This is a genomic window from Mycobacterium sp. NS-7484 (assembly GCF_001953975.1).
Classification (GTDB): Bacteria; Actinomycetota; Actinomycetes; order Mycobacteriales; family Mycobacteriaceae; genus Mycobacterium.
Genome location: NZ_MBEJ01000036.1, coordinates 19,452 through 31,192, shown reverse-complemented (window position 1 = coordinate 31,192; position 11,741 = coordinate 19,452). Strand labels below are relative to the sequence as shown.

Here is an 11,741-nt window from a genome sequence, read left to right as displayed (position 1 = left end):
AGGCACACGCCGCAGGCGATGATGTCGACCACCACCTCACCGGGCCCCGGATCGGGGATGACAATGTCGACCAGCTCGACCGGCTGGCCTTTGGACCGAGAAATCACTCCACGGACTGTTTGACTCATGGCTTCTCCAAATCTATTGATGAACTAACGCATCGATCGGGAGGCTTCCGATTCTTGCCAGTGCCAAATGCCCTGGTGCTGGAACCACTCCCCGGCGCTTGCTGAAAGATCGAGAGGGGAATTTCCGGACTTCGTTGTACCGGGTGTCTGCCCCTGCCGGTTGAGGTCGGCGTTCAATGAGGCGGCGCGTCGGAGCAATTTGTATTGCTCCAACGTGAGCGCCGCGTCGCAGCCGGCTCCCAACCGGAGTACTACATTGCTGAATCGCACCAGCAATCGCTGGGCATCCATCCCGAACAACGGAAATGTATCCTCGTCCCTCGGGCCTCCGTAGTTTGCCCATGAAACTACGAATTCGATTATCTCCCAATCGAACTGATCGATCATGGGTGGCGCACGTGGCTACGCCGGTGAGGTGTTCACGAAGACGTTCTTCACCTCGGTATACGCCTCAAGCGCGTCTGGACCGAGTTCTCGCCCCACACCGGACTGCTTGAAGCCGCCGAACGGGGTGGTGATCCGCACCGAGGTGTAAGAATTGATCGCCAACGTACCCACAGCGAGTCGGCGTGCGATTCGCAAAGATCGCGCACCATCCGCGGTCCAGATGGACCCGGAGAGGCCGTAGATGGTGTCGTTGGCGCGGGCCACCGCTTCATCCTCGTCGTCGAAAGCCAGGACAGACACCACGGGCCCGAAGATCTCCTCCCGAACCGAGCGGTGGTCGTCGTCGATCGGATGTAACACCGTGGGCGGGAACCAGAAACCGGGTCCAGCCGGCGCTGACCCCTGAAAGAGGACCGGCGCGTCGTCGACGTAGCCCTGGACGGTCTGGGCATGCGAGGCGGAGATGAGTGGACCCATGTGTGTGGATTCGTCGAGCGGGTTCCCGACCACCATGGCGTCCACGACAGTCTGTAGTTTGTCGAGGAACTTCCCCAGCACAGGGCGCTGGACGAAGACGCGAGAACGGGCGCAGCAATCTTGACCGGCGTTTCCGAACACCGCGCCGACCAGCCCTTCGGCGGCAGCGTCCAGATCAGCATCGGCGAATATCAGCGATGGGGACTTGCCGCCGAGTTCGAGCGTCACTCGTTTGATGCTCTGGGCGGCACGGCGGCCGATGTCCTTGCCGACGTCGGTCGACCCGGTAAAGGCAATCTTGCCGATGCCGGGGTGCTCGACCAGCTGGGTTCCGATGGTGCGTCCGGTGCCGACGACGACATTGAGCAGACCTTCGGGAAGACCCGCTGTCACGGCGATCTTGCCGAGTTCCAGTGAGCTCAGTGGGGTCAGTTCAGCCGGCTTGAGGACCACGGCGTTGCCGGCAGCGAGGGCCGGCGCTACCTTCCAGGCCGCGATGCTCAACGGGAAGTTCCACGGCGTGATCAATCCGACGACACCGATGGGTTCCCGGAACGTCATGTCGACGCCGCCGGCCACTGGGATGGTGTGTCCCAGCAGCCGTTCCGGGGCTGCAGAGTAATAGCGGAAGGTGGCTGCCACCCCCGCCACGGCGCCACGTGCGTCACCGATGGGCATCCCGACGTTGCGTGCCTCAAGTTGGGCGAGGGCTTCGAGATTGTTGTCGATCTGCGCCGCCACTGCCAGCAGCACCTGGCCGCGGAACTGTGGTGTTTGCGCCGCCCATACCTGCTGTGCCGCAGTCGCTTCGGCGATGATCTCATCGAGGCGCTCAGGGGTGGTGCGCTCCACCGAGGCCAGAACCTGCTCGGTGGCCGGCTCGATTACTTCGAGAATGCTCATATCTGTAGTCACTTTCGACTCTGCTGGGTAGCGCCCACGAAGTCGGTGAGCGCGTGTTGGAGTTCCACGGCTTCGGGGTGCCATTGCACGCCGAGGGCATAGCGGTGTGACGGCCACTCGATGGCCTCGGGCAGCAGATCCGGGATCGACCGTGCCGTGACGACGGCTCCGTCGCCGAGGACGTCCACGCCCTGATGGTGGTGGGAGTTGACGGTTTGTACACCGCTGCCGGCGAGGCTGGCCGCGTGCGTGCCGCAATCGACCTCGACGTCGTGGAACGTTGCGTGGTCGAGTCGTCCCGGGCTTCGCCGATGTTCGCCGAACCCGGCGTCCGGAAGGTGTTGGTGCAGTGTCCCTCCGGTGGCCACGTTGAGTATCTGCATGCCGCGGCAGATGCCGAGCACCGGCAGATCGCACTGCAGTGCACCGCGGGCCAAGGCCAGCTCGAATGCGTCGCGACGCGGTTCGGTGGCCTCGATGCGAGTGGCTGATTCCGCGCCATAGGACGCCGGCACGACATCCACTCCGCCGATCAACAGCAGGCCGTCGATGCGGTCGAGCACGAGTTCGGGTTGCTCGACGACGCCGGCATCCGGGATCAACCCCAGCGGCACTCCGCCGGCCGCATGGATCTTGGCCAGATAGGTTCCTGGGACGATTGCGGCTTCTTGGCTCCAGAATCCCCAGCTCGCGTTTTCGAAGGCCGCGCATACGCCGATGACGGCCGTCATCGGACCGCCCTGCCTTGCACCGCGGCGGGAACGTCAGCTGATCTCATCGGCGAATTCACTTTCTGCCTCAGTCAGGCATCGATCGATGATCTCGATGGCCTGCTCCGCTTCACCACGGGTCAGCACAAACGGGGGAGCGAGGTGCAGGACGTCCCACACTCGCGTGACGAGTCCCTCCTCCTGTGTCCGCAGAGCCATCTTCCGGATGAACGGATGCGAGGTGCCCCAGGCTTCGCGAGTCGACTTGTCTTTGACGAAGTCGATGGCGCACAGCAGACCCTTGCCGCCACGAACATCGCCGACGGTGGGGTGGCTGCGCAGACCCTGGGCCAATTCGAAGAGATACGAGCCCATTTCGGCCGAGCGCTCGATGAGGTTTTCGCGCTCCATGATCTCGATGTTCTTGAGTGCGGCGGCCGCGGCCACGGCATGGCCACCGAAAGTGATGAGGTGGGCCAACGCATTTCCGTCGGGGCGGAAGTCGTCGAAGATCGACGACCGGACGGCCACCGCCGCTGCCGGTGCGTAACCGCTGGACAGGCCCTTGGCCATCGTCATGATGTCGGGCACGATGCCGAAATGCTCGGCAGCGAAGACCTTACCGGTGCGGCCCCATCCGGTGATGACCTCGTCCATGATCAGCAGTACGCCGTAGCGGTCGCAGATCTCGCGGAGCATCTTCCAGTACGTCGGAGTCGGAATATGGGTGCCATTGGCGACCGAGATGGGTTCACCGATGACCGCTGCGACGTTTTCAGGCCCCTGGGTCAAAATTTCCTGCTCGACGAAGCGGGCGCACATGATGTCACCGGCCTCGCCTTCCAGGCCGAAGTCGTTGCGGTAGTGGTTGGGGTTGGGCGCCTTGCTGACTCCCGGCATGAACGGTCCGAAGTACTTCTCGCTCGCGCTACCGGTGAGGCTGGCCGCGCCAAAGGTGGTGCCGTGGTAGGAGCCGCGTCGCGCAATGATCTTGTAGCGCTTGCCGAAACCGCGCATGACCTGAACCTGCTTGGCGATCTTCATCGCGCTCTCGACCGCCTCCGAGCCGCCTGAGCACAGGAACACCCGGTCGAGATCACCTGGGGTGAGCGAGCTGATCCTCTCGGCAAGGGCGATGGAAGCGGGATTGGCGGCGTTCGATGCGGCGGTGTAGGCGAGCTTGCCGGCCTGGGCGGCCATCGCCTCACCGATCTCCGTTCGACCGTGGCCGATCGCGACCACGAAAAGGCCGGCGAGACCGTCGATGTACTCCCGTCCGTGGACGTCGATCAGAGTGGAGCCGCGACCTTCCACGAACACCCGCAGTCCGCCCTGAGTGAGTTCGCTCCATTCCAGATCATTGCTGTGGAGCCAGAGGTGGTCGAGCGCCTGAGTCTCGAGAGCGTGGCGGGATTGCACTGATGTCATGATCATATTCCTTTCCGGACAACACTTTTCGTTGAGTGAGAGATCGATCGAAGAATTGGTGGGCTCGTTACCAGCCGCGTTCGGCGAGTCGGTGTGGTGCGGCGAGTTCTTCGACGTTGATGCCGGCCATGGCCTCACCCAGACCACGCGACACCTTGGTCAACACATCCGGATCGTCGTAGAACGTGGTGGCCTTGACGATCGCTGCCGCCCGCTGCTCGGGGTTGCCCGACTTGAAGATCCCCGACCCGACGAACACACCCTCAGCACCGAGCTGCATCATCATCGCCGCATCCGCCGGAGTCGCGATCCCACCTGCGGTGAACAGCGTCACCGGCAACTTGCCGGCCCGGGCCACCTCGACCACCAACTCATACGGGGCCTGCAGCTCCTTGGCCGCCACGTAGAGCTCGTCTTCGGACAGGGAGGTGAGCCGGCGGATCTCGCCGCCGATCTTGCGCATATGCGTGGTGGCGTTGGAGACATCGCCGGTGCCGGCCTCACCCTTGGAGCGGATCATCGCCGCGCCCTCGGTGATCCGGCGCAACGCCTCACCCAGATTGGTCGCCCCACACACGAACGGCACGGTGAAGCGCCACTTGTCGATGTGGTTCGTGTAGTCGGCCGGAGTCAGCACCTCGGACTCGTCGATGTAATCCACACCCACAACGACTGCAAGATCTGCGCCTCGACGAAATGCCCGATGCGCGCCTTGGCCATCACCGGGATGGTGACCGCCGAGATGATCCCGTCGATCATGTCGGGATCGCTCATGCGCGACACCCCGCCCTGCGCGCGGATGTCAGCCGGCACCCGCTCCAGGGCCATCACGGCCACCGCACCGGCAGCCTCGGCGATCTTGGCCTGCTCAGGTGTGACCACATCCATGATCACCCCACCCTTGAGCATCTCGGCCATGCCGCGCTTCACCTGCGCGGTGCCGGTTCCGGCCGCAGGCCCCTGCAGCGAATTGGATTCCATAGCGATCCATTTTTAGCTGTGGTGCTGGGTCGCGTCAAGTGGGCGGTTCGGCTGCCTCACCCGTGGCCGGTGGTGGTCTTAAAGCGTTGGGACAGTGCGACTGTCCCGATGTGCGTACATTGATTTCGGTTGCGACCTCGGAGTGTGTCTGATAGTAATGGCTTACTGCTTGATCCATTTGGAGTCGACGCTGCCGGCCTCAGTTGGTCCCGGACGCAAAGAGGAACCTGTCATGTCACTGTCTTCGCCCCGCGCTCAGCAAGCACCTTTGGCTGCTGGCCACAGAGTGGACGGCATCGCCCCCGGCGGATTGCCCGCCGACGCCAACGCGATCATCCTGGTGTTTCCGGACATCCATGGGAACCTCCGTGGCAAGTTGGTCGATCCTCGGATTGTTGCGACCGAACAAGCCCGTACTCAGGGCGTGCCGACCACCGACTTGTTGCTGGCTGTGGACCCTGTTGACGAACCGATCACGGTGTTGTCGGACCGCGGAATCAACGGCGGCGCAAAAGATCTTCTGCTACGCCCCGACTACGAGACACTGAGGCCACTGCCATGGTTTCCGGCTGCCTATCTGCTCCTGGGTGACCTCAGCGAGTCTGACGGTGCTCCGTGTGCGATCAGTCCACGGCAGGTTCTTCGCAGAGCACTGGACGCGTTGGCAGGGCACGGATTGACGATGAAAGCGGCATTCGAGTTCGAATTCCGTTTGTTCAAGCAGGACAGCTGGGAGCCGGCGACCAAGGGGCCCAGTTACAGTCCGTTGACCATTTCGCAGGTCGGCGATTTCATTGCGACGCTCCGGCGGTACGCCGACGAGCTTGAGCTCGGGATGTCGGTGGTGCACAGTGAGGGCGCTCCGGGGCTGCTGGAGGTCAACGTCGAGCCCCAAGATGGCCTGGCTGCGGCCGACACCGCGGCGATTCTGCGCTTCGCGGCCATCGAAGCGGCTCGACGCCACGATCTGCGAGCCAACTTCATGGCGAAACCCGTTGCGCACCAAGAGGGATCGAGCGCCCATGTGCATTTCTCGATGTGGGACACGGATGGGGCCAACGTCCTGGCCGGTGCCGCGGCCGACCCGGATGACGAGTTCTATCGACGCGCAGCGTGGGGCCTGCTCACGCACCTTCCCGCGCTCAGTCTGATCTACAACCCGACCATCAACTCCTACAAACGGCTTGTTCCTGGTTACTTTGCACCGGTCAGCGCCGCGTGCGGCGCGGACGAACGGTCATTTGCCCTTCGGGCTCTGCTGAGGAGCCCGGCCTCGAGCCGTTTCGAACTGCGTCGGCCTGGAGCCGACTGCAACCCGTACCTGACCCTCGCGGCGATTGCTGCCTCGGTCCACCTTGGTCTTGAGCTCGCGTCGATCCCCGACCGGCGAAGCATCGATGCTCACGACGGCGCTCTTCCGGGCAGCCTGGAATCCGCGATCGGCCAATTCCGCGCCCGTGATCGCGATCTGGATTCCGTGCTGGGTGCCGAATTCTGTGCGCACTATCTGACGACCCGGGAGTGGGAACTGCATGCCTGGCAGAACGCGGTCAGCGAATGGGAACGCCAACGCTACGAGTGAGAGCAGCGCGCGGTGCACCAAGGCCAGGCCGGCGAGCGAATGTGAGTGACTAACATTGACCCATGAGTATTGGGAGGTCGCCACACCTGCGAACATGGCGATCGTGGCCACCAAATCGATGAATCTCCGCGTGGGTGGACTTGCAGACGGCCATATCGTCTTGCCACCTGCTCACGTCGAGATCAACCGGTACGTAGCCGATCTCGTCCGGCGTGAGATCAGACTCGGTCTCCTGCCTCCAGGGTCGCCGTTGCCGGCCGAACGAGAGTTCGCCGAGATGCTCGGTATCGGTAGAACCCCGGTCCAGCTGGCTTTTCGACAGCTCCAGGCCGAAGGTTTGATCGAACGCCGACGGGGCCGAAACGGTGGGGCCTTTGTGCGCGGAGCGGGAGAAGACGAAGAACGGTTTCACGATGTCATCAGGGAGGCCATCGACAACCGTGACGAAATCCGTCTCGCCATGGAGTATCGATGCCTGGTCGAGCCTGCGGTTTCGCGTCTGGCAAGCGAGCGTCGGACCACCTCGGAACTCAACGAACTGCAAACTGCGCACGCGATGCTCATGGACGCGACAGACGACGCGTCGTTCATGAAGAGCGATGCGGTCTTCCACCTGACGTTGGCGAGTATCACCGCGAATCCGTTTCTCATCCGGGGAATCGAGGAATCACGCCAGTGCTGTCATCCCGCACTGGCGCTGTTGCCCGAGGACGGTACGTTTCATCAAGCGACGGTGGTCGAACACCAACAGATACTCGATGCGGTTGTCGACGGCGAGCCTGATGAGGCCGAGCGGGCGATGAGCGCCCATGTCCAACGCAGCATGTGGAGTGTGCAGAAACTCTTGTCGACGCTCAAGGAACGGCAGCTCGACGAACCGGCGAGGTGAGCAGATCCCTTGGTTACTTCTGTATATAGCCGGCGAAGTAGTCGATGAGCATGCGGCGTGCCTCGGCGATGATCGCTGAGTCACCTTCGGGTTCGTCGATGAACGCATATTGGAACAGTCGTTCGACGGTGTGGATGGCCACCCGGCACTGGAGTTCGGTCAGCGTGTCGAACAGTGGCGCGTGTTTGCGAAACTGGGCGTGGACCAGCGTCGCCGAATCATCGATTGCCCGGTGATCGAGGTCCCTGACCCGTTGCGTCAAATTCTGACGTACCCATAGCTCGCGGATCAGCGGCGTCCGGTGTTCGGTCGTATAGAGATCGAGCAGCGCATCGACGATCTCCACCCAGTGTTCCCCGGGCCGGCTCCACAGTGCCGCATCCAGGTTGGCGGTGGACTGCCGAATTCCCTGGTAGGACAACTCATCGAGAACACGCTCAGGCGATTCGAAGAACGCGTAGAAAGAACCACGGCTGACACCGCAACGGTCGAGTAGCAGAGTGGGCGAGCCGACCACCGCCTCGTAGCCCACTTCCTCGACCAGTTCTGCCGCGGTGTCGAGGATGCACTGGATCATGGCCTTCGAGCGTTCCTGGAGCGGGCGCTTGCGCAGACCGCCGGCCAGATCGTGATGCCAGGCGCCGGTGAGCGGTGGGATCACGGCCTGCGTCATACGTACTCCTTTGCCTCCACGCTGGGTGCCGCCGGATGAGCGATCAGCGTGCCCCGACGCTACCAGGGACGCGACTGAAGTTTTGTTTCTGGCGGCATTGCAGCAGTGTGTCAGTCGGAAGTAGGTCTCATTGCGCAAGTTACACCCGCGTTAAACATCACTTATGGCTAGACAAAGTGACCCGGTCCACATACTCTGGGGCATACGCGACTAGAGTCGCGTTTTAAATCTAGGTTTCAGTCGCAGCTTCAGTGAGAACGTGAAGGTGACGAAAATGTCCGAGAACATGCTGACGATCGCCATCGTCGGTAGTGGGCCATCCGGCTGCTACATCGCCCAATTTCTGGCGAAGCAGTGGCCACACGCCGAAATAACGATCTTCGAGTCGTTGCCCACGCCGTATGGCCTGGTCCGATACGGGGTGGCCGCGGATCACCAGGGCGCCAAAGGGGTGACCAAACAGTTCGATCGGCTCTTTGCCGCCTCCAACATACGATTCGCCGGCAATGTGACGATCGGACGCGACCTTCCCTTCCAGCGATTGGCCGAATGCTTCGACGTCGTGGTGTTGGCCACCGGGCTGCCCGGCGACCGCCGATTGAACGTTCCCCAAGCGCCTGGCACACGAGTCATCGGTGCCGGTGATTTGTTGCGTGCGTTCAACAGTCATCCCCACGCACTTCGCAGACGCCATGCTGCCGGCACCGCCGCTGCGCTGGGCCGCCAGATCGTCATCGTCGGCATGGGGAATGTGGCAGTCGACGTGGCGCGCTTGACGTGTAAAGAAGCCGAGGGTCTGCTCGGATCGGACATCAACGACACGTTCCGTCAGGAAGTACTGCCGAACAATCCGCTTCGCCTTGACATCCTGTCGCGATCATCTGCGACGCAGGCGAAGTGCGATGTGTCGATGCTGCGGGAACTACTTGCCTTGCCGAACGTCGAAACCGTGGTGTCTGGTGTCGGGCCGGAAGACACCGGCGCGATCGTCGATCTGTTGGACAGCGCGGTGCAGGCCACTGGTCACCGGCTCGGACAGGGTGTGCCGACACGAGTGCACCTGCACTTTGGTGTCCGCCTCGACCGCGTCGAGGCGCGCAACGGAGCCAATCGGGTATGCGCCAGAACCGACGGTGGGACAAAGGTTTTGCAGATCGACGCCGACACGGTCGTCACCGCGATCGGCTTCACCGAAGGTGGTGAGCACGACGTGACGTGCCCCTCAGCATCGTGGTCGGGCGCGCACGTCTACCGGGTGGGTTGGCTCAACCGGGGGCCCCGGGGCACCATCCCGGAGAACCGAAAAGAGGCCCGACAGATCGCCGAATCGATCATCAAGGATGTGGCGGATGGACGGGTCGTACTCGGTCGTCCTGGTTTCTCTGGTGTTGCCCCGATCCTGCGGGGACGGGTGGTGAATTTCAGTGACTGGCAACGCATCGAGGCATTCGAAGTCCAGTCGGCACCGCCGGATCGTTGCCGCCGCAAGATCGCTGACATCGGCGAGATGCTCAGTGTGGCCTCGACATCTTGACGGCACCCTAGCCCGAGAAAGTTTCGCCTCGATCTGAGGACCTATGACAACCATGGAAGGCACCTGTATGAACGCAGTCACGATCCTGTTCGGAACCGAGTCCGGTAACTCCGAGATGGTGGCCGAGGACATCTGTAACGCCCTGGCGCAGGATGGAATCAAGAGCGAAGTGTTCGGTATGGAGGACTACCGCGTCGACCGACTCCCCGAACAGCAGATGGTCATCATCATCACCTCGACCTATGGAGAGGGTGACCTGCCCGAGACCACCGAGCCGTTTTTCAACGAGCTCAAGTCGTCCACACCCGATCTCTCGGCGGTCCAATTCGCGGCATTCGGCCTCGGTGACAGCAGCTATGAAACCTACAACCGTGGAATTCGCACGCTGGCAGAAGTTTTCACCGATCTTGGCGCCACCCAGATCGGAGAGACCGGCTTTCACGATGCCGACGGCGGACTGGACCCCTCGCACGTGGCGCTCCAGTGGCTCGCCGGGGTTCCGTTGGCGCAGTTACAGGCATGACGGGCAACCTCGAACAGCACAGAAGGGCCCAACGGTGACAGAACACACCTTGTCGGTGACACCGCCGACTGTCTCGGAAAGCGCCGTCGGCGGACGGGCCGCGGCGTTGTCGGGCAACATGAGTGTCAGTGCGTTGATGCTGACGGTCCTGGCGTTCTCGGCTCCGATCGCGGCGGTCGCCGGATTCATCCCGTTCGCCATCATGTTCGGCGGGCAGGGTGCGTCGCTGGTCTTCGTCCTGGTGACGGCAGCTGTCCTGCTGTTCGCCGTCGGTTATGTGACCATGACTCGCTGGCTGCCCAAACCGGGCTCGTTCTATGCCTTCATCAGCGCCGGCCTCGGAAAGACCACGGGCTTGGGTGCAGCGTTCCTTGCGGTCTCGGCCTACCTGTTGATGTTGAGTGGAGTTTTCGCGTTCATCGGCCTGACGGTGACCGAATTGGTCGCCAGCATGAACGGACCGCAGGTCCCGTGGTGGCTGTGGGCTGTGATCTCCTGGGGTCTTGTCAGTACGCTGTGTTACTTCCACATCGAGTTGTCAGCCAAGATCCTCAGCGTGGCAATGGTTCTCGAGGTTGCCATCGTGATGGTATTCAACATCGGAGTACTGGTTCACGGCGGCGGGCCTGACGGATTCAGCTCCCAGCCCTTCAGTCCGGGCTCCCTGGCCGACGGAGACTTCGGCGTCGCGTTTCTCTTCGCGGTGATGATATTCATCGGATTCGAAGCCACCGCACTGTTCCGCGACGAGGTCCGCGACCCGGACAAGACGATTCCGCGGGCGACCTACGGCGCGGTCTTGTTCGTCGGTGCCCTCTACATCGTGTCTTGTTATCTGTTGACCACGGCGTACGGTTCCGACGCCGTCCTTGTGGCCACCGAAAACTCGAAGAGCATGTTCTCCAATTCCATCGGCGCGCTGGTGGCTCCGATGTTCAGTCAGCTGACGTTCATCTTCATCATCACTTCCGAGCTGGCGGCCGGCATCGCGATTCACAACGTTGTGTCCCGCTACATCTACAACCTGGGCGTCGACCGATCCTTGCCGGCATTCGTCGCCGAGGTGCATCCAAAGCACCACTCACCGGCCCGAGCGTCGACCGTGGTGGCAGTCGTCGTCGCGGTCCTGCTCATTCCGCTCGGGCTGGGCAATCCCGAAGGAGTCGGCTTGGACGCCCAGCTCTTCGGATTGGGCACCGTCGGCGTACTCACCCTGATGGCACTGGTGAGTTTGGCCGTGATCATCTGGTTCGCGCGGAAAGGCGTCCCCTCAGAAGCGAATTGGTTCAAGTGCTATCTGGCGCCCGCGATTGCGATCGCAATTCTGGTCCCCACCCTGGTCCTGGCGGTCCTGCACTTCGATCTCGTCGTCGGTGGAGCCCCAGGACAAAACGTGGGCCTGCTCCTGATCCTGGCCGCCTCCGCCGTCGTCGGCGCATTGCTGGCCCGCTACTTCCGTGCCTGCAAACCCAGCATCTTCGCCGCCCTCGGACGGGCGGACACGGGTACCGACTCAGCTTGAAATG

The 11,741-nt window shown here is 62.5% G+C and carries 9 protein-coding genes and 2 pseudogenes; 5 read left to right on the top strand and 6 right to left on the bottom strand.

Annotated elements, in window-relative coordinates; translation table 11 throughout:
- From A5733_RS27000 to pdxS, 5 genes and pseudogenes are all read right to left on the bottom strand, one after another.
- Window positions 1-128: pseudogene (locus A5733_RS27000) on the bottom strand (S-(hydroxymethyl)mycothiol dehydrogenase); the annotation flags it as partial.
- 402 nt (window positions 129-530) lie between these two features.
- Window positions 531-1,895: an aldehyde dehydrogenase gene (locus A5733_RS08620; RefSeq protein ID WP_076239822.1), complete on the bottom strand. Its 1,365-nt coding sequence runs from the start codon at window positions 1,893-1,895 to the stop codon at window positions 531-533.
- Between the two features lie 8 nt (window positions 1,896-1,903).
- Entirely contained in the window at window positions 1,904-2,626 is a 723-nt protein-coding gene (locus A5733_RS08615; protein WP_076239821.1) for a gamma-glutamyl-gamma-aminobutyrate hydrolase family protein, read from the bottom strand.
- A 33-nt stretch (window positions 2,627-2,659) separates the two neighbouring features.
- A complete protein-coding gene (locus tag A5733_RS08610; protein WP_083666060.1) occupies window positions 2,660-4,033 on the bottom strand; it encodes an aspartate aminotransferase family protein in 1,374 nt (457 codons plus the stop codon).
- 67 nt (window positions 4,034-4,100) lie between these two features.
- Window positions 4,101-5,014: pseudogene (pdxS, locus tag A5733_RS08605) on the bottom strand (pyridoxal 5'-phosphate synthase lyase subunit PdxS).
- 286 nt (window positions 5,015-5,300) lie between these two features.
- Here pdxS and A5733_RS08600 point away from each other — a divergent pair.
- Complete coding sequence (locus A5733_RS08600; protein ID WP_076239819.1) at window positions 5,301-6,596, top strand: glutamine synthetase family protein; 1,296 nt, start codon at window positions 5,301-5,303, stop codon at window positions 6,594-6,596.
- A 94-nt stretch (window positions 6,597-6,690) separates the two neighbouring features.
- The gene (locus A5733_RS08595) at window positions 6,691-7,485 is read left to right on the top strand and encodes a FadR/GntR family transcriptional regulator (RefSeq protein WP_067768954.1); all 795 of its coding nucleotides are present in this window, start codon (window positions 6,691-6,693) and stop codon (window positions 7,483-7,485) included.
- 13 nt (window positions 7,486-7,498) lie between these two features.
- On the opposite strand, the gene A5733_RS08590 is transcribed toward A5733_RS08595, so the two are convergent.
- Window positions 7,499-8,158 (bottom strand): TetR/AcrR family transcriptional regulator, encoded by a 660-nt coding sequence (locus A5733_RS08590; protein WP_231965676.1) that lies wholly within the window; start codon window positions 8,156-8,158, stop codon window positions 7,499-7,501.
- 274 nt (window positions 8,159-8,432) lie between these two features.
- On the opposite strand from A5733_RS08590, the gene A5733_RS08585 reads away from it, so the two are divergent.
- The 3 genes from A5733_RS08585 to A5733_RS08575 all read left to right on the top strand — a co-directional run bounded on the left by A5733_RS08585 (window position 8,433) and on the right by A5733_RS08575 (window position 11,737).
- The gene (locus A5733_RS08585; RefSeq protein ID WP_082957658.1) at window positions 8,433-9,692 is read left to right on the top strand and encodes an FAD-dependent oxidoreductase; all 1,260 of its coding nucleotides are present in this window, start codon (window positions 8,433-8,435) and stop codon (window positions 9,690-9,692) included.
- A gap of 67 nt (window positions 9,693-9,759) precedes the next feature.
- Window positions 9,760-10,215 carry a flavodoxin domain-containing protein gene (locus A5733_RS08580; protein ID WP_067768956.1) on the top strand — a complete coding sequence of 152 codons (456 nt, stop codon included), beginning with the start codon at window positions 9,760-9,762 and terminating at the stop codon, window positions 10,213-10,215.
- A 34-nt stretch (window positions 10,216-10,249) separates the two neighbouring features.
- Window positions 10,250-11,737, top strand: a complete 1,488-nt coding sequence (locus tag A5733_RS08575) for an APC family permease (RefSeq protein WP_076239818.1) — start codon at window positions 10,250-10,252, stop codon at window positions 11,735-11,737.
- The last annotated feature ends 4 nt before the right edge of the window (window positions 11,738-11,741 follow it).

Excerpts from the sequence above, each read along its gene's own strand:
- A5733_RS08580 (WP_067768956.1), top strand. The coding sequence starts at position 9,760 with ATGAACGCAGTCACGATCCTGTTCGGAACCGAGTCCGGTAACTCCGAG.
- A5733_RS08590 (WP_231965676.1), bottom strand. The coding sequence starts at position 8,158 with ATGACGCAGGCCGTGATCCCACCGCTCACCGGCGCCTGGCATCACGAT.
- A5733_RS08585 (WP_082957658.1), top strand. The coding sequence starts at position 8,433 with ATGTCCGAGAACATGCTGACGATCGCCATCGTCGGTAGTGGGCCATCC.
- A5733_RS08595 (WP_067768954.1), top strand. The coding sequence starts at position 6,691 with ATGGCGATCGTGGCCACCAAATCGATGAATCTCCGCGTGGGTGGACTT.
- A5733_RS08620 (WP_076239822.1), bottom strand. The coding sequence starts at position 1,895 with ATGAGCATTCTCGAAGTAATCGAGCCGGCCACCGAGCAGGTTCTGGCC.
- A5733_RS08615 (WP_076239821.1), bottom strand. The coding sequence starts at position 2,626 with ATGACGGCCGTCATCGGCGTATGCGCGGCCTTCGAAAACGCGAGCTGG.
- A5733_RS08610 (WP_083666060.1), bottom strand. The coding sequence starts at position 4,033 with ATGACATCAGTGCAATCCCGCCACGCTCTCGAGACTCAGGCGCTCGAC.